Below are 25,838 nucleotides of genomic sequence, written 5' to 3'. Positions count from 1 at the left end.
AACGTAGCATTATACCAGCCCGGGGCCCCGCCTGCCGGGCGGTGGTCCCGCAGGCTCAGGGCCGGAGAAGGAAGGTCACAGGACCGTCATTGACCAGGCTAACGACCATATGGGCACCAAACCGGCCTGTTTCCACCCCTGGCGCGTGATTTTCACGGCAGATCTCGACAAATTGATTGAACCCGCGTTCAGCCTCCTCCGGCGCTGCGGCGCTGGTGAAGCTCGGCCGCATGCCCGAACGGGTGTCAGCGGCCAGGGTGAACTGGCTGACCAGCAACAGGCCGCCGCCGGTGTCACGCAGCGACCGGTTCATTTTCCCGGCCTCGTCGGCGAACACCCGGTAGCCCAGCAGGCGCTCGGCCATCCGTCGCAGCTGGGCCTCGGTATCGCCCGGCTCCATGCCCACCAGCGCCAGCAGGCCTGGTCCGATCTGGCCCACGGTTTCATCATCTACATGGACAGCAGCCTGGCTGACACGCTGGATCAGGACGAGCATCTGGGCTTCCAATGAACAGGGCCGGCCACGATAGCAGCGCCCTTGGCTAAACTGGCGCCAATGAATCCGCAACGCAAAGCCCGGCTGGTCCACCGCGCCACCACCCTGTTCGCCCGCCTGCCCTGGCCGCTGCTGCGGGCGTTCGCGCGCACCCTGGCGTGGGCCTGGATCCGTCTCAATGCCCGTGAGAGCCGTGTCACCCGGCGCAACCTCGAACTGGCCTACCCCGACCTGGACAGTGCCGCGCGGGACCGCCTGCATCGCGATCTGCTGCGCTCGACCGCGCTGCAGGCCATCGAGACCCTGCGGCTGTGGAGCCAGAGGCCGGCCGACAACCTGCGCCTGCATCTGAAGCAGCGCCACGGCGAGGCCCTGTATGACGCAGCCCTGGCCAGCGGCAAGGGCGTGATCGTGGCCGCGCCGCACTTCGGCAACTGGGAGCTGCTGAACCAGTGGCTGGCCTCGCGCGGGCAGATCGCCATCGTCTACAAGCCGCCGGAGGACGAGGCCAGCGATGCCTTCCTGCAGCTGGTGCGCGGCGGCCAGAACGTGCAGCAGGTGCGCGCCGAGGGTCCGGCCGTGCGCCAGCTGTTCAAGGTGCTCAAGGACGGCGGTGCCACCGGCATCCTGCCCGACCAGCAGCCCAAAGCCGGCGACGGCGTGTTCGTGCCGTTCTTCGGCGTGCAGGCGCTGACCATGACCCTGGTCAACCGACTGGCCGAGCGCACCGGCGCCACCGTGCTGTACGGCTGGTGCGAGCGCATCGGGCCGGGCATGCAATTCGCCCTGCACATCGAACCGACCGACCCGGCCGTGGCCGACCCGGACCCGCAGGTGGCCGCCACCGCGCTCAACGCCGGCATCGAGCGCATCGCCCGCCGCGACCCGGCGCAGTACCAGTGGACCTACAAGCGCTATACGTTGCGGCCGCCGGGCAGCGGCGAGGAAGACCCGTACGCAACTGAGGAACACCCCCACTGACGGCCGCCTGCGACCACTGGCCGCACCACGTTGAATACGACGCCGTCGCCCCCATAGAGACTGCGATGTCCGCCTCCCCCGGTCCTGCCATGCCTGCTGCTTCTTCCCTGTTCGGCGATCCGGCCGCGATCCGCTGTGAGCGCGCGGTGGCCGAACTGCGCGCCGGTCGCCCGGTGCTGCTCCACGATGGCCACGGCCAGCGCCTGGCGGTGATCGCGCTGGACAGCGCCACGGCCAGCAGCTTCGCTGCCTTCGCCAATGCCGCCCGCGAGCGGCATTACCTGTTCCTGACCGCCACCCGCGCCCGCGTGCTCGGCGTGGAGGCCCCGCAAGGCGCACGCCTGCCGCTGGCCGGCGTTGCCTTCGATGCCCTCCCCTCGCTGGGCTACCTGCGCGAGCCGGGCCCGATGCCCGACGGCTGGACGGCGGGCGATGCCTTCGATGCCGGCGCGGTGGAGCTGGCCCGCCTGGGCCTGTTGCTGCCGGCGATGGTGGCGGTACGCCTGGACGTTGATGACCGCACCTTCGAGGGTGCCGCCGAGGTGGCCCTGTGCGACCTGGCCGAAGGCGCAGCACATGCGGCCCACGACTACGAACTGGTGGCGCGTTCGCCGGTGCCGCTGCGCGACGTCGGCATGACCACCTTCGCGGTGTTCCGCGGCGGCGTGGCCCAGCGCGACCAGGTCGCGATCATCGTCGGCGAACCGGACCTGTCGGCGGTGGTGCCGGTGCGCGTGCACTCCTCATGCCTGACCGGCGACCTGTTCGGTTCGCTCAAGTGCGACTGTGGTGACCAGCTGCGGCGCGGCCTGCGCAAACTGAAGGAGCTGGGCGGCGGCGTGTTGCTGTACCTGGACCAGGAAGGCCGTGGCACCGGCATCGCAGCCAAGATGCGTGCCTACGGCTACCAGCACGACGGCCTGGACACCATCGACGCCGATGCGCAGCTCGGCTTCGGCGCCGACGAGCGCCGCTACGGCAGTGCGGTGGCCATGCTGCACGGCCTTGGCATTTCGCGCGTGGCGCTGCTCAGCAACAACCCGACCAAGGCACAGCGCCTGCGCAATGCCGGCATCGAGGTACTGGACTGCATTCCTGTCACCGGCGAGATCACCGCCGAGAACGAGCACTACCTGCGCACCAAGGCCGATCGCGCAGGACATCTGCTTGACGTGGATGCGCTGATCCAGGCTGCCCAGTAACGCAGCCGACCTGCTACCGTCTGCGCGGTGCGGCTACCGCCGCCACCGCTCGCCCTGCCACCTGACGGAGCCCGCGTGACCGACATCTCCCTGACCGCTCCGCCCGCCGACGCGTGGCAGTCGCTGCCGCGCCGCGCCGCGCGGCTGGCGGCATTGGAAGGCGCTTTCGGCGGCCTGTTTGTGCCAGGCCTGCCGCTGGCGGCCGCATGGTGGTTCTTCGATCTACCCGGCGGCGCGTGGGTCGCCGCCCTCGGGCTGCTGGCAGGGGCTGCATGTGGCGCATGGCTCAGCCACCGCCGCCTGGTCCGCACCCGTTGGCGGCTGGACGCACAGGGTCTGGGCCTGCGGCGAGACCTGATGTGGCAGCTGGAAACCCGTATTCCCATTTCGCGCGTACAACACCTGGACCTGCGCAGGGGCCCGCTGGAACGCCGTGCAGGACTTGCCACGCTGATCGTGCATACCGCCGGCACCCGCATGAGCGCGGTGACCGTGAGCGGCCTGGATGAAACCGACGCCGAGCGCCTGCGCGACACCCTTTCGCACAAGCTCGACCAGGACGCTGACGCCCTGTGAGCCTGCCACCGCCTCTGCCTGCAGCACTGCGCGCCGGTGGCGAGGACCACCGCCTGCACCCGTGGTCATGGCTGTTCGTGCTGCTGATGCAGCTGCGCCACTACTTCCTGCCGCTGGTCGCACTGCTGGTATTCGGTCAGCGCGGCGACCGCGATCCGATGTGGGCGCAGTTGATCCCACTGTCGGCGATCGCCGCGCTGGTCCTGGTCTCGGTGCTGCAGTACCTCAGCTACCGTTACCGCATCGGCAGCGATGCGATCACCGTGCGCAGCGGTCTGCTTGCGCGCAACCGGCGCGAGATTCCGTTCGCCCGCATCCACAACGTGGAAGTGCGGCAGAATCCGCTGCACCGGCTGTTCGGCGTGGCCGAGCTGCGCCTGGAGTCGGCCGGCGGCGTGCGCCCGGAAGCGGAAATGCGAGTGCTGAAGCTGGACCAGGCGCTGGCGCTGGAACGTCTCGTGCGCCAGCGCGGGCAGGCACCGCAGGCCGCCGACGCTGTCCCCGCGCCTGCGGTCACCGTGGCCGACACCGAACACGTCCTGCTGCGCCTGTCCAGCTGGGACGTGATGCGCATGGGCCTGCTCTCCAATCGGGGCTGGGCACTGGCGGTTGCCGCCTTCGGCGTGCTGTTCCAGACCGTGCCGCGGCCGGTGATGGACGAAGCCATCCAACGTGGTGGCCGCGAGGCTTTCGGTTACGCCAGCCACCTGCACCCCGGCGTGGCAGGCGCTTTCCTGCTGCTGGCCGCCGCACTGCTGCTGGGCTGGCTGGCACTGCGTGCGCTGTCGGTGGTGCTGACCCTGCTGCGCTATCACGGCTTCACCCTCAGCGAGCAGGATCGCCGCCTGACCGTCTCGGCCGGCCTGCTCAGCCGCACCCGCAGCAGTGTCGCGCGTCGCCGCATCCAGGCCTGGACGCTGCGCGAAACCACCCTGCATCGGTGGTTCGGCCTGCGCCAGCTGCGCATCGACAGCGCTGCCGGTGGCCCTGCGCGCGATGAGGACCGCGCCCTGCGCGAGCTGGCACCACTGGCCCAGGCGACGCGCTGCGAGCAGCTGGTGCAGCACCTGTTGCCTCAGCTGCAGTGGCCGCCGACGCAATGGCACTCCATTCCGCAGCGTGGCTGGTGGCGGCTGTGTCTGGGAACGCTGCTGCTGGTACCCCTGTTGGCCGCAGCCGCGTACTGGCGCTGGGGGCCATGGGGCCTGCTGGTGCTGGCGTGGCTGCCGGTGGCGCTGCTGGTCGCTCATCGGCAGATGGCACGCATGGCCTGGCACCTGGACGAGCACTACGTGGCAGTGCGTGGCGGTTGGTGGAAGCGCTGGTGGCGCTGGGCCGAACTGGACAAGGTGCAGGGCCTGCGCCTGCTGCGCTCGCCGCTGGACAAGCTGTTGGGCACCAGCAGCCTGCAGCTGGATACTGCCGGCGCGCATGGCGATGTGGCATTGACCCTGCACCATCTGCCGCAGGCACAGGCGCAGCAGGTGATGGATCAGCTGGCTGCGGCGCTGGCGCGGCGCAAGCTGCGCTGGTAGGTAGTGCCGGCCGCTGGCCGGCAACCGCAGACATCCCCGAGCTTGCCGGCCAGCGGCCGGCACTACCGCGAGCGGGGGCGCGCATCCACGCATGGCATGGATCTACTCTAGAGCCGAGCCAATGCTCGGCTTACCGCTGCGACGGGCCCCAATAGCCCAGGTCCCTGCGGATCTGCAGATCACGCATCCAGCTGCCGAACGGCTTGCGCCGCAGCGCGCCCATTTCACCAGACAGGAAATCCTCGGTCGCCGTGATCACGCGCTCACTGGACAAGCCATCGCGGTACGGGTGGATGGCGTCGGCATAGCGCACGATCTCCGCCTGCAGCGCCGCGTCCGGGTGCAGCGCACGCGTCAGCATCGCCTGCAGCTGCGCAGGATCATTGAAGTCGATCATGTGTGGCTTGGGCACGCGGTTGCGGAAGGTCACCACCGGCTTGTGCTGCACGATGAACTCCGAAACGATCGACGAGGTATCCGACACCAGCACGTCGGCGGCGCGCTGCGCGGCCATCACCTGCTCAGGCTCGATGAAGCGGGCATTGGCACCGGCCAGCGCGCGGTAGCGTTCGAACAGGTCCTGCGGGCACTTCGGGTGCAGGGTGAGAAGCCAGTAATGGTCACCGGCGGCGATATCGGCGGCGATCTGCGGGTGCAGGTGCGGCGCTGCGCTCAGGCGCTCGGTGAAGGTCGAACCGAACAGGATCACCGGGCGTCCTCCAGCGGCGGCGCGCAGCGCGGCGCTCTCGCCACCATCGTCGCGGAACAGCGGATCCAGCTTCGGCCAGCCCGTCTCGGCCACCGCGAAGTGGCCCTGCAGGGCCGCGATCTCACGAAACGGCGCGGTGGTGGCCGGCCCCTGCGTGCAGTACAGGTCGAACATGCCGCGCACCCGGAAGTGGCCGCGCGCGCTGTCCCGCTTCTCCACGTTGAAGCCATGGAACAGCTGCACCTTGGCGCCCGAAAGGAACGTCGGCACCCAGTTGGCCGCGCTGAACACCGCCCGCGGACGCAGGGCCAGGGCCTGCTTCAGGCCCACGTTGGGCACCCCCGGCAGGCTGCTGCCGGCCGCGCCGTCCTCGAACCAGGCCGCCACCTCCTGCCCGGATGCGTGCAAGGCCTGCGCCAACGGGGCGAGAATAGGCAGCGCATAGCGCTCCGTCGCAAACAACAGGTACCCGGCCATCATGTCCTCCACGACCGCTCCCATCGAACGGCCTCGCATCTCGGCGTGCATTATCGCGTTCAACGAGGCCGGGCGCATCGGCGACTGCCTGGCCTCGCTGGCGTTCTGCGATGAGATCGTGGTGGTGGACTCGTACTCCACCGATGCCACCGTCGCCATCGCCGAAGCTGCCGGCGCCCGTGTTCTGCAGCGCCGGTTCGACGGTTTCCGCAGCCAGAAGGCATTCTGCGTCGAGCAGGCCCGCCACGACTGGGTACTGTGCCTGGATGCCGACGAACGGATCAGTCCGGAACTGCGCGCGGCCATCGAACAGGCCCGCGACAGTGGCTTCAGCGGCCATGCCGGCTACCGTTTCGCCCGCCTGTCGGAGTATTTCGGCAGGTTCCTGCGCCATGGCAACGCCTACCCGGACCGAGTGTTGCGCCTGTTCGACCGCCGCCAGGGCGGCTGGCGCGGCAAGCGAGAGATCCACGAGGCTGCCAGCGTCGACGGCAGCGTCGGTACCCTGCGCGGCGACCTGGTCCACTATCCCTACCGCTCATTGCAGCAGCAGCTGGCCAAGACCGAGAAATACGCGCGGATGATGGCCGAGCACGAGTTCGCACGCGGCAAGCGGGCCACGCTGGGCAAGCTGGTGCTGGCGCCGGCCTGGCGGTTCTGGCGCGGCTTCCTGTTCCGTGGCGGCTTCCGCGACGGCTGGCATGGACTGGTCTATGCCTACGTACGCGCCAACTACGTGCGCCAGAAAACCATCATGCTGTGGATGCTGGGCAACGGCCAGGCCGTGGCTGACCCGCCGAACCCCTGATCGCCCGGCCCTGTCCGGGGCGCCGCTGGATCACGCCCCGGTGATTGCCCGGTGGCGCGCGCCCTCGACGATCGACAGGCCGGTCAGCAGGCCGACCAGGGTCACGTAGAAACTGGCTGTCATCTGGTGCGCGAACATCGACTGGGTCAGGCCGCACAGTGCGTAGGTGATCACCAGCATGATGCCGGCTGCGGCCGGCCCCCGGAAGGTCGACCGTCCGCTGCGGCGATGCAGGCGCACGAACAACCAGAGCGGGATGCCATACACCGCCAGCAACAGCAGCAGGCCCGGTACGCCCTGGGTCGCTGCCCATTCGGCAACATCGTTGTGCGCATGCCCCAGGTGGCAACGCAACTCTTCCGGGTTCTCACGGCAGACCGGCACGCGCAGCATCGCGCTGTCGAAATGACCGATGCCAACACCCACCAGCGGGTGGTCGAGGAAGGTCTCCCAGGCCACCTGCAGGCGTTCCACGCGGGCACCGGCGGAAGAATCACTGTCGCCCAACTCCATCCGCTGCACGTCACTGTGCAGCTCGCTCAGGCGGACCTGGTGGCGCAGTTCCGGTACCGACAGCAGCAGGGTCGCACCGATCGCCAGCATGCCTGCGAGCACCGACAGGCGCGCCGCGCCGGTGCGCCAGCGCAGGCTCAACGTCAGCACCACCAGCAGCGCCAGCAAGGCGGCGAACACACCGCGGCTGCCGGTCAGCACGATGGTGCCGCAGCCGGCCGCCATGCCGAGGATCACCAGCGACCAGCGCCGCGACGGGCGACAGAACACCAGCAGCACCATCAAAACCATCACGATGTCGGCCAGCACGATGGCGTTGGTGAACAACTGTGCGCGCGGGGCGCCACCCAGCACCTGCCACAGTGACATCGCGAAGGCGGCGAGCAGGCCGGTCAATGATCCGTACCAGAGCCACCGCACGTCGGGACGCAGCGCGCAGACCCACAGCGCGATCCACGGGATCACCACGAACCGCGACCGGTTGTCGACGTCACGCAGGCCCTGCTCGAACAACACTACCGACATTAGGCCGAGCGCCAGCACCGCCAGCATCAGCCAGGCCAGCAATTTCACCGGCTGGCCGGCCATCCCGCGCGCGCGCCACAGCAGCTCCGGCGCCAGCAGCGTGCTCAGCAGTAGCAGCAGGCCATACGGCAACAGGTTGATGGGCAAGGTCAGCACCAGTGCCGGCAGGCAGAACAGGCCCAGTTGGGCCAGCCCATGCGCCACCCGCTGACGTCCGCCGGCGGGAACGCCCAGCGGATCGCCGGCCATGAGGTTCAGGTTGTCCGGTGAAGCTGGCACGTCGGGAAGTATCGCTGCAATCGGCTGGAAAGAACGGGAAGGGGCGGTGCAGGCCATCCCGGCCTGCTGTTTTACTGCCTTTGGCCCCGCTTGGACAGACTGGACAAGCAGGAAGGGGGAGACTAGTCATGTTCCTGCAGACGCCGTTCACGTTCCCGCTCCGCTGCGGTGACCACGCAGGGCACCTTTACCGCCGCCGCCGGCACCAGCCACCAGCGCCGCCGGTTGGCTACGCCGGCCAGTTCAGAGCGGCTGCGGTCGACGCACGACAGCATTGCGTACTCGTGGACCAGCAACCAACGGCGTTCGGGCGCAAGCCGCTGCCAGCGCGTGGCCGCAATCAGCTGCTCGTCCCAGTCCGACTCGAAACCGAAGGTCGCTGCGGGGCGGTCGGCCAGCAGCAGATGCTGCTCCTTCCAGGCCACCAGCCCAAGCTCGGCATCCGGGCCCAGCCGTGTACCAACCGTGCGCATCAGGCCGCGGGCGGAACTGGAATCGTTCAGCAGCGGGTAGCCGACCAGGCTGTACAGCACCCAGACCATCGCCAGGGTCGACACCAGCGCCAGATGCCGGCGACGACCGCAGGCCAGCAGGCTCAATGCGCCCCACACGCCCATCGCCAGGATCGTCCAGGCCAGCGCGTCGACGGCGCCGGGCGCCAGTCCGCGGCTGTGGGTCAGGCGCAGCTCGAAGGCCGGGTCGCCCAGCACCGCCATCGCGCCAGCCAGGACCAGGCCCAGTGACAGCAGGCCGGTGAACACTCCCACCACGGCCTGCACATCGCGCCGCTTCAGCAGCCCCGGCAGCAACGGCGCCAGCGCCAGGCAGAACATCGGCAGTGCCGGCAGGATGTAGACATCGCGCTTGCCGTCGGGGATCGAGAAGAACAGCACCACCATCAACCACCAGGACAGCGGCAGCAGATAGCGCGGATCGCGCCGGCGCAGCCGCCGCAACCAAGCCGGAAGCGCCCACGGCAGCAGCAGGAACGCGGGAATCCACATCGACGGCATGATCGCCAGGAAGTACCACCAGGGCTGGTGGTGGTCCCACGAGTGCGTATAGCGACGCGCCGTCTGCTGGAACAGGATGTCGTCCATGTACGCGCGGTATTCGTCCGAACCGGTGGCAAAACCGGCCAGCAGCATCGGCGCCAGCCACAACGACACCGCCAGCAGGAAGGCCAGCGGCGCCAGCCAGAAGCGGCCATCGCGCGCGTGCAGTGCCACCCGTGGCCATTGCAGTACCGCAGCGGTCACCGCCGGCACGATCATCAGCAGCGCCAGCATGCCCACGCCCTTGGTGATCACGCCGATGCCAGCGAAGAACCAGCCCAGCCACCACCAGCGCCAGCCTGGTCCCAGCAACAGGTGGCGCAGCAGGCCGTAGTTGGCCAGGGTGATGAACAGCAGCAGCAGTGGATCGATCTGCGCCTTCTTCGCCTGGAAGGTGAACTGCAGCGCGAACAGCAGCGCCCAGCCGGCGTAAAGCCCCACCCGCCGTGTCCACAGCCGCCGCCCGAGGTCGACCACGCACCACAGCGTACCCAGTGCCGCCAGCAGCGACGGCAGCAGGAAGGCCACGCGCCACTGCCCGACCAGGCCGTACAGCGTAGCCTGCCACCACATCAGCATCGGCGGCTTGTCCGAATACAACTCGGTACCGCGGTGCGGGAACAGCCAGTGGCCGCTGTCGACCATCTGCTTGGCCACCAGCGCAAAGCGCGGCTCGTCCGATGGCCACGGATCACGAAGGCCCAGCCCGGCCCCCAGCAGCAGCAGGGCCATCGCCACGAACAACCACGTCTCGCGCGACGCGCGGGAATTCAGCATGGGACTCGGAACGTCAGCGGGGGTCAGGCTGTTTTTAGCAGACGCGCGTAAAAGAATCCGTCAGCATCGCTGTCACCCGGCAGTCGCTGGCGCGCGATTCCCTCGCAGTCCAGGCCGAATCGGTCATCCAGCGGCTCTGCCACCGCGTCCGGGTGCCATTTCAGGAACGCCCGCACCTGGTCGATGTTCTCCGCACGCAGGATCGAGCAGGTGGCATACAGCAGCACGCCGCCCGGACGCAGCATCGACCAGCAGGCCTCCAGCAGGCGGGCCTGCACACCGACCAGCGCATCGATATCCTCGGCACGTCGGTGGAACATCACATCCGGCTGCCGCCGGATCACGCCGGTGGCCGAGCACGGGGCATCGAGCAGGATCGCGTCGAACGGCACGCCATCCCACCAGGCACCCGGATCACTGGCATCGGCGGCCAGGGTCTGCGCATGCTCGCCCACGCCAGTGCGAACGTAGGTGTCACGTGCACGGGCCAGGCGGCGCACGTCGATATCCAGCGCCAGCAGGCGCAGGCCGGGGTCGCGCTCCAGCAGGTGCGCCGACTTGCCACCGGGGGCCGCACAGGCGTCCAGAACGCGGGCACCGGCCGCCGGGGCCAGCGCGTCGGCCGCACACTGCGCCGACAGGTCCTGCACCGAGATGGCGCCTTCGGCGAAGCCGGGCAGCTGATTCACGGCAACCGGCGAGGCCAGGCGCAACGCGTCGGCGCTGAGCGGACTGGCTTGCGCGGTAATGCCAGCTTCGGCCAGCGTCGCCAGTGCCTTGTCGCGGCCGCCCTGCTGGCGGTTGGCGCGCAACCACAACGGCGCCGGCTGCAGGCTGGCGGCAAAGATCGCCTCGGCCTGGGCCGGCCAGTCGCGCTCGACGGCATCGGCCAGCCACGCCGGGAAGGCATCGCGCGCGGGCTGTTCCGGGAAACCTTCGCGCTGCGCGCGGCGCAGGATCGCATTGACCAGGCCCGCCTGGCGCTCACGACCCAGGGCACGCGCGGCATCGACCGTGGCCGACAACGCCGCGTGCGCCGGCAACGCCAGCACGTCCAGTTGGGCGAACCCGACCATCAGCAGCGTGCGCAGGTCGGCATCACGCGCCGACAGCGGCTTCTGCATCCACGACTGCAGCGCCGCGTCATAGGTGCTGCGACGACGCAGGACGGCAAAACACAGGGCTTCCAGCAGCGCGCGGTCGCGGCTGTCGGCCAGCTTCGGCAGCGCCCAGGCCAACTCGGCCTTCAGCGAACGGCCACGGGTGAACACCTGTGCCAGCACACGTGCGGCCAGCATGCGCGTGGCCGCGCCCGGCGCCGCCTTGGCGACGGAGAAATCGTTCTGCTTCGACACCGCTTATGCCCCCACGCGCAGATCGCGGCGGGCGTTGAGGTAGTCGGCCGCAGTAATCGCCTTGCCACCTTCCCGCTGCAGCACTCGCAGGCGCAGCGCGCCCTGGCCACAGGCGATGTCGATGCCATCGCGGCTGGCGGCCAGTACGGTGCCCGGTGCTTGGCCGTGGTCCGCCTCCAGCGCCACCGCACCATGGATGCGCACGCGTTCACCGGCCAGCGTCGCCTCGGCGATCGGCCACGGATTGAACGCGCGCACGGTACGCGCCAGCGCGCCGGCGTCCTGCGCCCAATCCAGCTTCGCTTCGGCCTTGTCCAGCTTGTGCGCGTAGGTCACGCCCTGCTCCGGCTGCGGCCGCGCGATCGGCTTGATGCCGGCACGCAGCAGGCCCAGGCCATCGGACAGCACCTGTGCGCCCAGCTCGGCCAGCTTGTCATGCAGCTGGCCACCGGTATCGGTGGCCGCGATCGGCAGTTCCTGGTGCAGCAGCACCGGGCCGGTGTCCAGGCCGGCCTCCATCTGCATCAGGCAGACGCCGGTCTTGGCGTCGCCGGCCTGGATCGCGCGCTGGATCGGCGCGGCACCGCGCCAGCGCGGCAGCAGCGAGGCATGCACGTTCCAGCAGCCGTGGGTCGGAATGGCCAGCACCGCCTTGGGCAGGATCAGGCCATAGGCCACTACCACCATCAGATCCGGCTGCAGGTCGCGCAGCTGCTGCTGGGCGGCCGCGTCCTTCAGCGACTCCGGCTGGTAGACCGGAATGCCACGGGCCACGGCTTCCAGCTTGACCGGCGACGGCGCCAGGCCACGGCCACGGCCGGCCGGACGATCAGGCTGGGTGTAGACGGCCACGACCTCATGATGGCGCGCAGCCGCGCGCAGCGATGACACCGCGAATTCCGGCGTACCGGCAAAGACAATCCTCATGGCTACCCCACTTGCAGGATGGATTCGTGCAGGAAAGAAAACGGCGCCGTCGGCCGGCGCCGTACAGCCCGCGCGTGCCGCGCAGGCGCGGGCCACCCGAAGGGTGGCCCGGATTGGCGATCACGCCACGTGCTTGCGCTGCTTGGCCAGCTTCTTGCGCACCATCTCGCGCTTGAGCGGCGACAGATAGTCGATGAACAGCTTGCCGTCCAGGTGATCCATCTCATGCTGGATGCAGGTGGCCAGCACTTCGCCGGCTTCCATCTGCTGTTCCTGGCCGTTGCGGTCCAGGTATTTCACGGTGATGGTATCGGCACGGGTGACGTCAGCGAAGATGCCCGGAACCGACAGGCAGCCTTCCTGGTACACCCGGCCCCCGTCCTTGGCGACGATCTCCGGGTTGATGAACACATGCGGTTCATTCTTTTCTTCGCTGACGTCGATGACCATGAAGCGCTTGTGCACGTCCACCTGGGTGGCGGCCAGGCCGATGCCCGGGGCGTCGTACATGGTCTGGAACATGTTGTCGATCAGTTCCTGGAAGGCCGGCGTGGTGACTTCGGCGGCTTCGATCAACGCAGCCTTGGTACGCAGGCGCGGATCGGGGAACTCGAGAATGGGGAGAAGGGCCATGGCTGTTTCCGGATAGGGGGCCGGCACGCCGGCATACGTCGCAGATTCTAGCTCCAACGCTTGCCTTGCGCCCCGGTTTCTGGACTATAGTGCGCGGACCTGTTGGGGAATCAGGGCTTCACACCTATGTTGCTTCGTTTTCGTACGGTCGTCGCCGCGGCGATGCTGACCGTGGCTGCCTATGCTACCGCCGTGGAAGTGAATGGCGGGCACCCGGACACCTATGTGGTCCGAAAAGGGGATACGTTGTGGGATATCGCCGCACGTTTCCTGCAGAAGCCGTGGCTGTGGCCGGAGATCTGGCAGGCCAATCCGCAGATCGCCAATCCGCACCTGATCTATCCCGGTGACGTGCTCAGCCTGGCCTATCTGGACCGGGTGACCGTCGCTGCCAAGCCCGGCCCGCGCCAGGAAGCCCCGATCGATGCCATTCCGCTGGCCCAGGTCGAGCCGTTCCTGAAGCAGCTGAGCGTGGTCGACAGCATCGAGCAACTGCCCTACGTGGCCGGCCTGGAGGAAGAACGCCTGCGCGTCACCAGCGGCAGCGCGGTGTACGTACGCCTGGCCGACGCCCAGCTGGGCCAGCGCTGGGCCGTGGTCCGCCCGACCGTGCGCTATGCCCAGCCCAAGCCGACCGAGGACCTGACCGCCAACGGCGACGTCACCCCGGGCAGCGGCAACCTGTGGCGGGCCTACAACGCCCCCAACCACCGCCGCGGCGTGCTCGGCTATGAGCTGGCCCAGGTCGCCACCGGCACCATCACCCATGTCGCCGGCGGCAAGGTGGAGGCGTCCACCCTGGTGCTGGACAAGAACGAGGGCGGCCGCGAGGTACGTGCGGGCGACCGCCTGGTCCCGGTCGAGGCCAGGCCCTACGACCTGCAGTTCATCCCCCATGTCCCGACCGCCGGTGTCGAGGGCGTCGACGTGCGCGTGCTGGCCGTTGCCGACATGTTCACCGCTGGTGGGCCGCGCGACGTGATCGCGATCTCCGCAGGCCGCGCGCAGGGCGTGGACAACGGCACCGTGTTCTCGCTGTGGCGCCCGGGCCGCCACGTGGCGCACCGCATGAAGTACCCGAACTCCTCGCGCATGGATGATTCGCTCAGCACCGGCGCCGGCCGCGTCTCGCTGCCGGACGAATACGCCGCACACGCCATGGTGTTCCGTACCTTCGACAACGTCAGCTACGCACTGGTGATGCAGGGCGTGAAGCCGGTGCGCGTGGGATACAACGCACTGCACCCGGATGCGCGGTAGAGTCGACTGTTAGTCGACTGCTCTTCACCGCCCCCCGAAAGCGCCCGCGCTGCGCGCGGTAGTCGACTGACAGTCGACTCTACAGGGGCGGTCTCCGGCAAAGTCTGACAGCCACATGCGAAGGCGCCCTAGGGCGCCTTTGTTGCATGCGCTCGATAGTGGGAGGATGACCAACCAAGCTGACGAGGCGCTGCTGCGCCTGTTGATGGCAGGCGGCGCGCTGGCACCACGGCGGGCCCTGCTGCAGGCCGCAGGCAGGGCGGAAATCGCGATCGCGCAGGGTGCCGCGAACTGGCGCGCGCACGGTTGCACGCCAGAGCAGTGCGCCGCACTGGACCGCCCCGACGCCCGGGCCTTGGCCGTGGCACGGCGCTGGCTGGAAGACGACAACCAGCACCTGCTGGCCTTCACCGATCCGGCCTTCCCCCCGCCCCTGCTGGATGTCCCCAATCCCCCCCTTGCGCTGTTCATCGCCGGCGACCCCGGCCGGGCCTGGCGCCCATCGGTTGCGCTGGTCGGCAGCCGCTCGCCAACGCCGGGCGGACGCGCGCTGGCAGCCCGGTTTGCCGGCTGCTTCGTCGACGCCGGGCTGGCGGTGACCAGCGGCCTGGCGGCGGGCATCGATGCCGCCGCCCACCAGGCCACGCTGGACGCGGGGGGCTGCACCGTGGCGGTGATCGGCACCGGACCGGACCGCGCCTATCCGGACAGCCACGCCCGGCTGCAGGCGCGCATCGCCGCCGAAGGCGTGGTGCTCAGCGAGTACCTGCCCGGCACGCCCGCACGCCCCGGCCACTTTCCTGCCCGCAACCGGCTGGTAGCCGGGCTGGCCCTGGCCACGGTGGTGGTCGAGGCCGCCCAACGCTCGGGTGCCCTGATCACCGCACGCCTGGCCGCCGAGGCCGGCCGCGAGGTCTGCGCCCTGCCCGGCTCGGTGCTCAATCCGCGCGCTGCGGGCTGCCACAGGCTGATCCGCGAGGGTGCCGCACTGGTCGAGCGCCCGGAGGAGGTCCTCGAACTGCTGGCCCCCGCCCTCCGCCAGCAGCTGCCGGGCTTGCAATCACGGCTGGCCACCCCCACTGAACAGGCACCGCCTGCACGCCTGCCGGCGCACTGGGCCGACGACCCTGACTACCAGTGCTTGTGGCGGGCGCTGGAGCACAACCCAAGCAGTATGGATTCACTGATCACACGCTGTGGATTGACGGCGCCCCAGGTGTCCTCCATGCTGCTGGCCATGGAACTGGCGGGAATCGTGGTGTGCGTACACGGCCGCTACTGTCGAACTCCCTAGTTTCTTCACCTCCACAGCGTCGCGCGACGCAGGCCGAGGGGCAATGAAAGAGAGCATCCTGGATGTACTGCTGTACCTGTTTGAACACTATTTCAGCGAAGATGCGGACCTGATCCGTGACCGCGATTCGCTTCAGAACGGCCTGATCCAGGCCGGTTTCAGCCCAACCGAGATCAACAAGGCGTTCGACTGGCTCGATGCCCTGGCCGCGCAGCGGCCGAGCGTGGCCCAGGCTCGGGTCGATGGCCCCGTGCGCGTGTACCACGGCCCCGAGCTGGACAAGCTGGACGTGGAATGCCGCGGGTTCCTGCTGTACCTGGAACAGCACGGCATCCTCGATGCCGACCAGCGCGAGCTGGTGCTGGACCGGGCAATGGCCCTGGACCAGGACGAACTGGACCTGGACGACCTGAAGTGGGTCGTGCTGATGGTACTGTTCAACCAGCCCGGCTCCGAGGCGGCGTATGCCTGGATGGAGACGCAGATGTTCATGGACGAGCCAGAACCCCTGCACTGACCGTACACTTGGGGGCATAGCGCATTCAGGAGCGTCCCCGTGAGCGAGTGGTTCCATGCAGAAGGCAACCGGCAGCAAGGCCCGCTGCCGGCGGAACAGTTGGTCGAGTTGTTCCGCAACAACCAGATCTCCCTGGACACCCTGGTCTGGCGCGACGGCCTGCCGCAATGGCAGCCGTTGCGCACCGTGGTCGACGAGCTCGGCCTGATCGTGCCGGCGCTGGACGCCGCTGCACCGCCCGTGGAACCCGAACCGGAGCCGGCAGCACCGCCTCCGCCGCAGCCACCGGTGCTGCGACCGTCCACGCCCTACACCACCAGCGCAGCGGCCAGCGCCCTGCCGACGCCGAAGAAGAAGCTGTCCGGCTGCGCCCTGACCGCCATCATCGGCGGCGGCCTGCTGCTGGTGCTGGTACCGATCGTGGCCATCCTGGCCGCCATCGCGCTGCCCGCCTACAACGACTACACCCTTCGCGCCAAGGTCGCCGGCGCAGTGACCGCACTGCAGCCGCTGAAGGACCAGGTGCAGCATTTCGCCGATGACGAAGGCCGCTGCCCGGGTGGCAACGACGCGGGCTTCCCGGCCCCGGGTGATTTCGCCCATGCAGGGCTGTCAGCGGTGAACATCGGTCGCTTCAACAACGGCCACTGCGGCATCGAAGCCACCCTGGCGCTGCCCGGCAAGAGCCTCGATGGCGATCTGCTGTGGCTGGAATACGATCGCGACAGCGGCCGCTGGGAATGCAGCGGCGAGAGCAACGACAAGTACCTGCCGCCGTCGTGCCGCGGCTGAACCGCGCGCACGCCAGCACCTCCAAGGATGATTCAACAGGGAACATGCAATGACTGAGTGGTACTACGCCGAAGGACAGCAACGCCAGGGCCCGCTGCCGGTCCAGGAGATCCGCCAGCGCTTCCAGCGCGGCCAGCTCAACCTGGACACCCTGGTCTGGCGGGAGGGCATGGCCCAGTGGGCTGCGCTGCGGCAGATGGTCGACGAGCTCGGCCTGCAGACGCTGGCTGATGCCAGCACTGCCAGCAGCAGCGGCGGGTTCGACCTGCGCAGCGACTACGCCGCCATCGACAGCGGCACCGCACCGCTGCCCGGCACCGGCGCGCTCAGCAGCTCGCCTTACAGCGCTCCAGCGGCCACCAGCAGCGGTGGCCACGCGCAGCCGGTGGTTGGCGGTGAAGTGGTCTACGCAGGCTTCTGGAAGCGTGTGGCGGCCTACATGATCGATTACTTCGTGCTGGTCGTCCCCGGCAGCATCATCGGTGCCATTCTTGGTGCGATACTCGGCGCCAGCATGGGCGCGGTGGGCAGCGGCGAATCGGCCATCGAGATCGTTGCCCAGCTGGCCAGCGCCCTGATCAACCTCGGCATCGGCATGGCCTACTACACCTGGTTCCATGCCTCGCAGGGCGGCGCCACGCTGGGCAAGATGGCAGTCGGTATCAAGGTGGTGCGCGGCAACGGCGAACGCCTGACCAAGGCCCGCGCATTTGGTCGCTACTGGGCCATGCTGCTGAGCAGCTTCACGCTCGGCATCGGTTTCCTGATGGCCGCCTTCACCGAACGCAAGCAGGGCCTGCACGACATGGTCTGCGACACCCTCGTGGTCGACCGCTGGGCCTACACCGACCAGCCGCAGCTGCAGCGCCGGGAGCTGGGCACGGTAACCGTACTGGTGCTCGTGCTGACCGGCCTGCTGTCTCTGGTCGGCCTGGCCCTGCTGGTGTTCGCGGTAGGCTTCATCGCCAAGATGGCCTCGTGAACGGCCATCCTCACGCCTGGCTGCTTGACACGGGCCGGCCGGGCGTGATTCCTCTAATAAGGTGAAACCTGAACGCCCGGCACATTACCGGGCGTTCAGTTTATGGATTTGCCCGTGGCCGCTTCACTAATGCGGCCGTTTGCTCCACCCTAGCGGCCCCTTCTCCCGGTCCGCCCACAGACCTCTCCCGACATGCCCAAGCACCTGCTCATCGTCGAATCGCCAGCCAAGGCCAAGACGATCAACAAATACCTCGGCAAGGACTACACCGTCCTGGCCTCGTATGGGCATGTGCGTGACCTGATCCCGAAGGAAGGCGCGGTCGACCCGGACAACGGGTTCGCCATGCACTACGACGTGATCGACAAGAACGAAAAGCATGTCGATGCGATCGCCAAGGCCGCCAAGGGTGCCGACGACATCCTGCTGGCAACCGACCCGGATCGCGAAGGTGAAGCGATCAGCTGGCACATCGCCGAGATCCTGAAGGAACGCGGGCTGGTCAAGGACAAGCCGATGCAGCGCGTGGTGTTCACCGAGATCACCCCGCGCGCCATCAAGGAAGCGATCAGCCAGCCGCGCGCGATCGCCAGCGACCTGGTCGATGCCCAGCAGGCGCGCCGCGCGCTGGACTACCTGGTCGGCTTCAACCTGTCGCCGGTGCTGTGGCGCAAGGTCCAGCGCGGCCTGTCCGCAGGCCGCGTGCAGAGCCCGGCGCTGCGCATGATCGTCGAGCGCGAGGAAGAGATCGAAGCCTTCGTCGCCCGCGAATACTGGTCGATCGCGGCCGAATGCGCGCACCCGTCGCAGCACTTCAACGCCAAGCTGGTCAAGCTGGACGGGCAGAAGTTCGAGCAGTTCACCATCACCGACGGTGACACCGCCGAAGCCGCCCGCCTGCGTATCCAGCAGGCCGCGCAGGGCTCGTTGCATGTCACCGACGTCGCCAGCAAGGAGCGCAAGCGCCGTCCGGCGCCACCGTTCACCACCTCGACCCTGCAGCAGGAAGCCTCGCGCAAGCTCGGCTTCACCACCCGCAAGACCATGCAGGTTGCGCAGAAGCTGTATGAGGGCGTGGCCATCGGCGACGAAGGCACCGTCGGCCTGATTTCGTACATGCGTACCGACTCGGTGAACCTGTCGCAGGACGCGCTGGCGGAAATCCGCGACGTGATCGCCCGCGACTACGGCATCGCCTCCCTGCCGGACCAGCCCAACACCTACCAGACCAAGTCGAAGAACGCCCAGGAAGCGCACGAAGCGGTGCGCCCGACCTCGGCCCTGCGCACCCCGGCCCAGGTCGCACGCTTCCTCACCGACGACGAGCGCCGCCTGTACGAACTGATCTGGAAGCGCGCCGTCGCCTGCCAGATGATCCCGGCCACGCTCAATACCGTCAGCGTCGACCTGTCGGCCGGCAGCGAGCACGTGTTCCGTGCCAGCGGCACCACGGTGGTGGTGCCCGGCTTCCTGGCCGTGTACGAGGAAGGCAAGGACAGCAAGAGCGCCGAGGACGAGGACGAAGGCCGCAAGCTGCCGGCGATGAAGCCGGGCGACCGCGTGCCGCTGGAACGCATCCAGGCCGAACAGCATTTCACCCAGCCGCCGCCGCGCTACACCGAAGCGGCGCTGGTGAAGGCGCTGGAAGAGTACGGCATCGGTCGTCCCTCGACCTACGCCTCGATCATCCAGACCCTGCTGTTCCGCAAGTACGTGGAAATGGAAGGCCGCAGCTTCCGCCCGTCCGACGTCGGCCGCGCGGTGTCCAAGTTCCTGTCCAGCCACTTCACCCAGTACGTGGACTACGACTTCACGGCCAAGCTCGAAGACGAGCTTGATGCCGTTTCGCGTGGCGAAGAAGAGTGGATTCCGCTGATGGCCCGCTTCTGGGAGCCGTTCAAGGAACTGGTGGAAGACAAGAAGGAATCGGTCGACCGCGCCGAGGCCAGCGGCGCGCGCGAGCTTGGCACCGATCCGAAGACAGGCAAGCCGGTCAGCGTGCGTCTGGGCCGCTTCGGGCCGTATGCCGCCATCGGCAGCACCGCCGAGGACGCGGAGGAGAAGCCGAAGTTCGCCTCGCTGCGCCCTGGCCAGTCGATGCACACCATCTCCCTGGAAGACGCGCTGGAGCTGTTCCTGATGCCGCGCGCGCTGGGTGAGGACAAGGGCGAGCCGGTCAGCGTCGGGATCGGCCGCTTCGGGCCGTTCGCCAAGCGTGGCAGCACCTACGCCTCGCTGAAGAAGGAAGACGACCCGTACACCATCGACCTGGCCCGTGCCGTGTTCCTGATCGAAGAGAAGGAAGAGATCGCGCGCAACCGGATCATCAAGGAATTCGAGGGCAGCGACATCCAGGTGCTGAACGGCCGCTTCGGCCCGTACATCAGCGACGGCAAGATGAACGGCAAGATCCCCAAGGACCGCGAGCCGGCATCGCTGACCCTGGCCGAAGTGCAGCAGCTGATGGAAGAAACCGGCAAGCCGGTGCGCAAGGGCTTCGGCGCCAAGAAAGCGGCAGCGAAAAAGGCACCGGCCCAGAAGGCGGCAGTGAAGAAGGAAGCGGCGCCGAAGAAGGCTGCTGCCAAGAAGGCGCCGGCAAAGAAGGCGGTGAAGAAGGCCGCCGCAAAGAAGGCCCCGGCGAAGAAAGCCGTCAAGAAGGCCGCTGCGAAGAAGTAGATCCACGCCATGCGTGGATGAGGGGCAAGGTGTGCGGACCAACGGTCCGCACCTACCGTCCGCGCCGACCACCCCTTCTGCACGCAGCAGGGGGATAATGGAGGCCCACGCCGGGCCGGTCGCCGCCATGAAAGAACTCACCCTGGACTCTGCTGTCGCCACGCTCCGCGCCGGCGGCGTGATCGCCTACCCGACCGAAGCGGTCTGGGGCCTGGGCTGTGATCCCTCGCAGGAAGCGGCAGTGCACATGGTGCTGCGGCTGAAGCAGCGACCGATCGAGAAAGGCATGATCCTGGTCGCGGCCGAGCTGGCGCAGCTGGAAGGCTGGGTGCGCCTGCAGGCGCTGCCCGACGCCCGCCAGCGCGCGGTACTGGCCAGCTGGCCCGGCGCCAACACCTGGATCCTGCCCGCTGGCCCGCGCGCGCAGCCCTGGGTCACCGGCGAACACAGCGGCATTGCGGTGCGCATCAGCGCGCACCCGCTGGTGGCCGAACTCTGCCGCGCCTGGGGCGGCCCGCTGGTCTCCACCAGCGCCAATCTGGCCGGCGAACCACCGGCGCGCAGCCGCGAAGAGCTGGATCCGCGCCTGCTGCGCCTGCTCGACGGCATCCTTGACGGACAGACCGGTGGCCTGGCCCAACCCACCCCCATACGCGACGCGCTCAGCGGCAACGTGCTGCGCTCCTGAGCCGCCGATTGCACTGCCGCGGACAATCACGCACGCTGCCGCCATGAGCCTGCTGCGCGCCACCTTCAGCCTGTGCCTGCTGCTGCCGTGGACGGCGTCCGCAGCCGAAGACGTGCGGGTGTACCGCTGCGTTTCCAGCAACGGGGCGGTGGCCCTGCAGGACACGCCCTGCAACAGCGGCCGCCAGCAGGTTCGCGACCTGCAGCGCCCGCGCGATCCCGCTCCACGGGTGGTGCGCAGTGATGCCCCGCCTGCGCCGCCCGGCGAAACCCCGGTCATCCGCGAGCGCGAAGTCCGCCACGTCTACATCCAGCCGCCGCAGCCGATGTACGAATGCGTGAGCGATGATGGCCGACGCTATACCAGCGACAACAACGAAGGCAATCCGCGCTGGGTGCCGTTGTGGACCAGTGTCTGGCTGCCACACGCCCATCACGGCCCGGCCTACCCCGGACCGCGCCCGGCCACCGGCACGCCGATCGGCGAAGGCGCGGGTTATCGTCCCCCCTCGATCGGCATGGGCGTGCAGGTTCCGGCCGGCAGCGTGCTGGTCCGCGACAGCTGCCATGCGTTGCCGCCGCAGGAAGTCTGTGCGCGACTGCGTGATCGCCGCTGGGAACTGGATCGCCGGTACAACAGTGCGCTGCAGAGTGAACGCACCGCCATCAGCAACGAACAGCGCGGCATCGATGCGCGCCTGTCGCGCGATTGCGAACGCTGACCGCAGCAAGCCGCCGCAGCCTGTACGCTGTACGCATGAACCGAGTGATCTGGCTGCTCCTGGTGCTGCTGCCTGGAAGCGCATTGGCCGAAGAGGGCGTGATCTACCGCTGTACCTCCAGCAGCAGTGACATCCCTACCCTGCAGCGCACGCCGTGTCCCACTGGCAGCAAGCAGCAGGTGCTGCGCATACCCGGCAAGGGCAACGCGCAGCCGGCCGCCGCTGCCCCTGTGGTCGCTGAACCTGCCCCCACCCCGGTGGAAACACCCGCGCCGCTGCCGGCCAACCCGGGTGTTGCGCCTGCGGCCCCAGCGAAGGCACGACGCGCGGACGAAGGACGCACGATCATGGAAGCAGGCATGGTCGAACACGAAGGAGACGACCAGATCCTTGACAGCGCGACGCTGCGTCGCGATGCCGAGGCCCGTGCTGCTGGAAGTGACGGTTCACCGAAGCCGCCGCTTCCTCCTATCTTCCAGTGCACCGACAGCCAGGGCGGCGGCTACCTGTACGAGTACGAGGCTGCGCCAGGTCGCTGCGAGCTGATGACAGTACAGGGCCTTGGCGGAGTGACGCCGGTGAATGCCGCCAGCTGTGAAGTGGTGCGCGATCAGTGCGAAGCGCTTCCCGAAGCGCAGCGCTGCGGTGCCTGGCAGCAGCGCTTCCGCGATGCCCGCGGCCGGGAGCGCTTCGCCGCGCCCGAGAACCGCGACAGCGCGCGCAAGGACCGCGAGCGGTTGCAGGGTGTGCTGGAGGCCAGCAACTGCCCGGTGCCGGGGTGACCGCCATCCGGTAGTGCCGGCCGCTGGCCGGCAACTGCAATCAACTGAATATCCTGTGGTTGCCGGCCAGCGGCCGGCACTACCCTTCCGAAGATCAGAACCCGTAGCGCAGGAAGCCGCCGTCCACCGCGATGCACTCGCCGGTAACGTAGCTGGCTGCCGGCAGGCACAGGAAGCCCACGGCCGCAGCCACCTCCTCCGGCTCGCCGATGCGGCGCATCGGCGTGCGATCGATCACTTCCTCGTAGTAATCCGGGTCCGACAACGGGCCGGACGTGCGCCGGGTACGGATGTACCACGGTGCCACTGCGTTGACGCGGATGCCATCTTCGGCCCACTCGACGGCCAGGTTGCGGGTCATCTGGTGCATCGCCGCCTTGGTCATGCCGTAGACCACGCCACTGCGCACATGGGTCAGGCCGGACACGCTGCCGACGTTGACGATGGACGACGACGCGTGGCGTGCCAGCAGCGGATGTGCGTAGCGCGACAGCTCGAACGCCGAGAACAGGTTGGTCTCGAAGATCTTGCGCCACTCGTCTTCGGAGTACTCGGTGGCCGCCTTGGTGACGTTGCCGCCGGCGTTGTTGACCAGGATATGCAGGCCATCGCTGTGGTCCTCCACCCAGTCCAGGATCTGGCGGCGGTCCTCGTCGTCGGAAACATCGGCGGCCAGCGCATGCACCTGCATCTGCGGATACACATCCAGCAACTCGTCGCGCGCGGTCTCCAGCATGTCGATATCGCGGCCGACGATCATCAGGTCCGCGCCGAAGCCGGCCAGTTCGTGCGCGATGGCCAGGCCGATACCGGCGCTGGCACCGGTGATCAGGGCGGTCTGCCCGTCCAGGCGCCACCGTTGCTGGGTCATGTGTCCTCCGGGGCCGCGCCCGCTGCATTTCGATGCGGCAAGGATACGCGCTCACGGCGGCCCTCTGCCGAGGATGCGACACTGCACGTACGCCCACTGCGGAGAGCCGCCATGCGCATCCTGACCCTGTTCTCGTCCCTGCTGGCCGGCGTGCTGCTGGTGGCCTGCCAGCGGCCGCCGACGCCGAACCCGGAGAAGCCACCGGTGCCCAAAGCGATGTCGCGTGCGATGCAGGAACCGCTGGACCGCGCCAAGGGCGCGCAGAAAGCGGTGGAAGAGGCCGCTGGGGGCGAGCGCAAGGCCGAGGCCGACGCGACGCAGTGACCTGTGGGGTCAGAACCCTTTGCGGGCAAAGGGATCCGACCCCACCAACGAGAACGCCCGGCCGAAGCCGGGCGTTTACAGTAGATCCACGCCATGCGTGGATGTGCTCCGGTCAGAACCCGCAGAAGCAGTACGCCAGCGCCTTCACCGGTGCGCCATTGCCCTTTTCGCGGGCCGCGTTCTCGACAAAGCGCAGCTGCGTATCCACTTCCGGCATCGTGCGCGCCAGCAGCATCCGCGCCATGCCCGAATCGGACAGCATCCAGGCACCGGCACGACTGCCAGCGAAACCGCTGACGAACTGCGCGAACGGCGTGGCTGCCTTCTCGATGTAGCGCACGCGATAGGCATCGGACTTGCCCAGCTTGGCGCGGCTGGCCGCATCGGCCACCGCATCCTTCAGGCCACCGAAGGCATCGACCAGGCCGCGTTCCTTGGCCTGTGCACCGCTCCACACGCGGCCGCGGGCCACCTCGTCCACGGCCTCGACCGGCTTCTTGCGCGCGTCGGCGACGCGACCGGTGAAGTCGGCGTAGCCTTTGTTGATCACCGACTGGATGACCTGTCCCACGGCCGGATCCATCGGCCGGGTGACATCGAACGCACCGGCGAAGCGGGTGGTGCCGACGCCATCGGTGTGCACGCCGATCTTGTCCAGCGCGCGGCTGAAGTTCGGCACCATGCCGAAGATGCCGATCGAACCGGTGATCGTCGACGGATCGGCGTAGATGCGATCGGCGTTCATGCTGATCCAGTAGCCACCGGAGGCGGCCAGGTCGCCCATCGATACCACCACCGGCTTGCCGGCGGCCTGCAGGGCGACCACTTCACGGCGGATCTGCTCGGAAGCGAACACTTCTCCGCCCGGCGAATCCACGCGCAGCACGACCGCCTTGACATCGTCGTCGTCGCGCGCGGCACGCAGCAGCGCCGACGTCGATTCGCCACCGATGCGGCCGGCCGGCAGGTCACCGCCGCTGATCTCGCCGGACGCCACCACCACTGCCACCTGCGGACGGTTGTCGACCGGGTTGCGGCGCGCATCAAGCTGGCCCAGGTAGGTGCCGAAGTCGACGTTGCGGAAGCCACCGTCGGCATCTTCGTCGGCCACGCCGCGCTCGATCATCAGGTCCTCGAACTCTTCGCGGGTCTTCAGCGCGGTCACCAGCTTCTGCTGCAGGGCGAACTTGGCCAGATCACCACCAGCAGCAGCGATGCCTTCCGGCAGCGTATCGATGCCGGCAGCCAGCTGTGCCGGATCCAGGCGACGGGCCTTGGCGATGTCGCCCAGGTAGCGCTGCCATACGTCGTTCATCCAGAACAGGTCGGCTTCCTTGGAGGCCGGCGACGCCGCGTCGAGCACGTACGGCTCGGCTGCGGACTTGTACTCACCCACCTTGAACAGGTGCACGTCCACGCCCAGCTTGTCCTGCAGGCCGGTGCGGAAGTACTGGCGGTAGCGGCCCAGGCCCTCAAGCACCACCGAACCCATCGGGTCCAGGTAGACCTCGTCGGCCTGTGCGGCCAGCAGGTACTGCGACTGGCCCATGCTCTCGCTGTAGGCCACCAGCTGCTTGCCGGAGGCACGCAGGTCCTGCAGTGCCGCAGCCACTTCACGCAGCGAGGCGAAGCCCGAGGGCTGCAGCTTGTCCAGCTCCAGCACCACGCGCTCGATCTTCTTGTCTTCCTTGGCCGACTCGATCACCCGCAGCAGGTCGCGCAGCTGGATCTCTTCGGCACCGTTGTCGCCCACCGCCTTGGCCAGTGCGCGGCTGACCGGATCGGCGCTGAACTGCTCGACCAGCCGGCCTTCCGGCGCGATCACCAGGGTGGTGCGGTCCTGCAGCGACTTGCTGGCACCGGCGCCCATGCCTGCGGCGATGACGAACATCACCAGCAGCAGGAACAGCAGGCCGAAGAACACCAGGTTGAGGATCAACCGGCGGGTGAAGTTCATGACGTCCCACAGCCCGATGAAGAAACTGGCGACGGGGTTGCGACGCGCCGGGGGCAGCGGGGGCACGGGGTGATTCATGGAACGCTCCGGATGGCTTCTTGCCGTGGTGCCAGCATAGCCGGTGCC

General features: G+C 68.4%; 24 protein-coding genes. 15 read left to right on the top strand and 9 right to left on the bottom strand.

Going from position 1 to position 25,838, the window contains the following annotated elements:
* Positions 1 to 55: 55 nt before the first annotated feature.
* Complete coding sequence (gene dtd, locus N5C25_RS05850) at positions 56 to 496, bottom strand: D-aminoacyl-tRNA deacylase (RefSeq protein ID WP_019660769.1); 441 nt, start codon at positions 494 to 496, stop codon at positions 56 to 58.
* Positions 497 to 556: 60 nt separating this feature from the next.
* Between dtd and N5C25_RS05845 the strand changes: the two genes are divergently transcribed.
* From N5C25_RS05845 to N5C25_RS05830, 4 genes are all read left to right on the top strand, one after another.
* The gene (locus N5C25_RS05845; RefSeq protein WP_021203245.1) at positions 557 to 1,477 is read left to right on the top strand and encodes a lauroyl acyltransferase; all 921 of its coding nucleotides are present in this window, start codon (positions 557 to 559) and stop codon (positions 1,475 to 1,477) included.
* A 65-nt stretch (positions 1,478 to 1,542) separates the two neighbouring features.
* Positions 1,543 to 2,679: a GTP cyclohydrolase II RibA gene (gene ribA, locus N5C25_RS05840; protein WP_019660771.1), complete on the top strand. Its 1,137-nt coding sequence runs from the start codon at positions 1,543 to 1,545 to the stop codon at positions 2,677 to 2,679.
* A 75-nt stretch (positions 2,680 to 2,754) separates the two neighbouring features.
* Entirely contained in the window at positions 2,755 to 3,255 is a 501-nt protein-coding gene (locus N5C25_RS05835) for a PH domain-containing protein (protein ID WP_279936595.1), read from the top strand.
* Positions 3,252 to 4,790 (top strand): PH domain-containing protein, encoded by a 1,539-nt coding sequence (locus N5C25_RS05830; RefSeq protein WP_279936594.1) that lies wholly within the window; start codon positions 3,252 to 3,254, stop codon positions 4,788 to 4,790. The genes N5C25_RS05835 and N5C25_RS05830 overlap by 4 nt, the downstream gene beginning before the upstream one ends.
* A 130-nt stretch (positions 4,791 to 4,920) precedes the next feature.
* Here N5C25_RS05830 and N5C25_RS05825 read toward each other — a convergent pair whose 3' ends face one another.
* Positions 4,921 to 5,979 carry a CDP-glycerol glycerophosphotransferase family protein gene (locus N5C25_RS05825; RefSeq protein WP_134730038.1) on the bottom strand — a complete coding sequence of 353 codons (1,059 nt, stop codon included), beginning with the start codon at positions 5,977 to 5,979 and terminating at the stop codon, positions 4,921 to 4,923.
* On the opposite strand from N5C25_RS05825, the gene N5C25_RS05820 reads away from it, so the two are divergent.
* On the top strand, positions 5,978 to 6,784 hold the full coding sequence (locus N5C25_RS05820) for a glycosyltransferase family 2 protein (protein ID WP_021203241.1): 807 nt from the start codon (positions 5,978 to 5,980) through the stop codon (positions 6,782 to 6,784). The two genes, N5C25_RS05825 and N5C25_RS05820, sit on opposite strands and share 2 nt — an antisense overlap.
* Before the next feature lie 30 nt (positions 6,785 to 6,814).
* On the opposite strand, the gene N5C25_RS05815 is transcribed toward N5C25_RS05820, so the two are convergent.
* The 5 genes from N5C25_RS05815 to def all read right to left on the bottom strand — a co-directional run bounded on the left by N5C25_RS05815 (position 6,815) and on the right by def (position 12,848).
* A complete protein-coding gene (locus tag N5C25_RS05815) occupies positions 6,815 to 8,071 on the bottom strand; it encodes an O-antigen ligase (protein WP_058978737.1) in 1,257 nt (418 codons plus the stop codon).
* Positions 8,072 to 8,223: 152 nt separating this feature from the next.
* A complete protein-coding gene (locus N5C25_RS05810; protein ID WP_279936593.1) occupies positions 8,224 to 9,933 on the bottom strand; it encodes a glycosyltransferase family 39 protein in 1,710 nt (569 codons plus the stop codon).
* 23 nt (positions 9,934 to 9,956) lie between these two features.
* Positions 9,957 to 11,288 carry a 16S rRNA (cytosine(967)-C(5))-methyltransferase RsmB gene (gene rsmB / locus N5C25_RS05805; RefSeq protein ID WP_019660778.1) on the bottom strand — a complete coding sequence of 444 codons (1,332 nt, stop codon included), beginning with the start codon at positions 11,286 to 11,288 and terminating at the stop codon, positions 9,957 to 9,959.
* Between the two features lie 3 nt (positions 11,289 to 11,291).
* Positions 11,292 to 12,215 (bottom strand): methionyl-tRNA formyltransferase, encoded by a 924-nt coding sequence (fmt, locus tag N5C25_RS05800; RefSeq protein ID WP_010481179.1) that lies wholly within the window; start codon positions 12,213 to 12,215, stop codon positions 11,292 to 11,294.
* A gap of 120 nt (positions 12,216 to 12,335) precedes the next feature.
* A complete protein-coding gene (gene def, locus N5C25_RS05795; RefSeq protein ID WP_058978741.1) occupies positions 12,336 to 12,848 on the bottom strand; it encodes a peptide deformylase in 513 nt (170 codons plus the stop codon).
* A gap of 126 nt (positions 12,849 to 12,974) precedes the next feature.
* Between def and N5C25_RS05790 the strand changes: the two genes are divergently transcribed.
* The 9 genes from N5C25_RS05790 to N5C25_RS05750 all read left to right on the top strand — a co-directional run bounded on the left by N5C25_RS05790 (position 12,975) and on the right by N5C25_RS05750 (position 22,560).
* Complete coding sequence (locus N5C25_RS05790; protein ID WP_279936592.1) at positions 12,975 to 14,108, top strand: LysM peptidoglycan-binding domain-containing protein; 1,134 nt, start codon at positions 12,975 to 12,977, stop codon at positions 14,106 to 14,108.
* Between the two features lie 166 nt (positions 14,109 to 14,274).
* Positions 14,275 to 15,402: a DNA-processing protein DprA gene (gene dprA, locus N5C25_RS05785; RefSeq protein WP_251102875.1), complete on the top strand. Its 1,128-nt coding sequence runs from the start codon at positions 14,275 to 14,277 to the stop codon at positions 15,400 to 15,402.
* Positions 15,403 to 15,445: 43 nt separating this feature from the next.
* A complete protein-coding gene (locus N5C25_RS05780; protein WP_005411195.1) occupies positions 15,446 to 15,919 on the top strand; it encodes a DUF494 family protein in 474 nt (157 codons plus the stop codon).
* A 39-nt stretch (positions 15,920 to 15,958) separates the two neighbouring features.
* Entirely contained in the window at positions 15,959 to 16,711 is a 753-nt protein-coding gene (locus tag N5C25_RS05775; protein WP_251102876.1) for a pilin, read from the top strand.
* A gap of 49 nt (positions 16,712 to 16,760) precedes the next feature.
* Positions 16,761 to 17,693: an RDD family protein gene (locus N5C25_RS05770; protein WP_019660784.1), complete on the top strand. Its 933-nt coding sequence runs from the start codon at positions 16,761 to 16,763 to the stop codon at positions 17,691 to 17,693.
* A 192-nt stretch (positions 17,694 to 17,885) separates the two neighbouring features.
* Positions 17,886 to 20,369, top strand: a complete 2,484-nt coding sequence (locus N5C25_RS05765) for a DNA topoisomerase I (RefSeq protein ID WP_279936591.1) — start codon at positions 17,886 to 17,888, stop codon at positions 20,367 to 20,369.
* A 97-nt stretch (positions 20,370 to 20,466) separates the two neighbouring features.
* Positions 20,467 to 21,057 carry a Sua5/YciO/YrdC/YwlC family protein gene (locus N5C25_RS05760; protein ID WP_019660786.1) on the top strand — a complete coding sequence of 197 codons (591 nt, stop codon included), beginning with the start codon at positions 20,467 to 20,469 and terminating at the stop codon, positions 21,055 to 21,057.
* Between the two features lie 43 nt (positions 21,058 to 21,100).
* Positions 21,101 to 21,778, top strand: a complete 678-nt coding sequence (locus N5C25_RS05755) for a DUF4124 domain-containing protein (RefSeq protein ID WP_021203232.1) — start codon at positions 21,101 to 21,103, stop codon at positions 21,776 to 21,778.
* A 35-nt stretch (positions 21,779 to 21,813) separates the two neighbouring features.
* A complete protein-coding gene (locus N5C25_RS05750) occupies positions 21,814 to 22,560 on the top strand; it encodes a hypothetical protein (protein ID WP_058978746.1) in 747 nt (248 codons plus the stop codon).
* 94 nt (positions 22,561 to 22,654) lie between these two features.
* On the opposite strand, the gene N5C25_RS05745 is transcribed toward N5C25_RS05750, so the two are convergent.
* Positions 22,655 to 23,431 carry an SDR family oxidoreductase gene (locus tag N5C25_RS05745; RefSeq protein ID WP_021203230.1) on the bottom strand — a complete coding sequence of 259 codons (777 nt, stop codon included), beginning with the start codon at positions 23,429 to 23,431 and terminating at the stop codon, positions 22,655 to 22,657.
* A gap of 111 nt (positions 23,432 to 23,542) precedes the next feature.
* On the opposite strand from N5C25_RS05745, the gene N5C25_RS05740 reads away from it, so the two are divergent.
* A complete protein-coding gene (locus N5C25_RS05740; protein ID WP_279936590.1) occupies positions 23,543 to 23,755 on the top strand; it encodes a hypothetical protein in 213 nt (70 codons plus the stop codon).
* A gap of 112 nt (positions 23,756 to 23,867) precedes the next feature.
* Here N5C25_RS05740 and sppA read toward each other — a convergent pair whose 3' ends face one another.
* Complete coding sequence (gene sppA, locus N5C25_RS05735) at positions 23,868 to 25,790, bottom strand: signal peptide peptidase SppA (RefSeq protein WP_279936589.1); 1,923 nt, start codon at positions 25,788 to 25,790, stop codon at positions 23,868 to 23,870.
* Positions 25,791 to 25,838: the final 48 nt, after the last annotated feature.

The organism is Stenotrophomonas sp. GD03958 (assembly GCF_029839005.1).
Taxonomy (GTDB): domain Bacteria; phylum Pseudomonadota; class Gammaproteobacteria; order Xanthomonadales; family Xanthomonadaceae; genus Stenotrophomonas; species Stenotrophomonas hibiscicola.
Note: the sequence above shows the minus strand (reverse complement) of the source record. Positions and strands in the feature narration are given on the sequence as shown.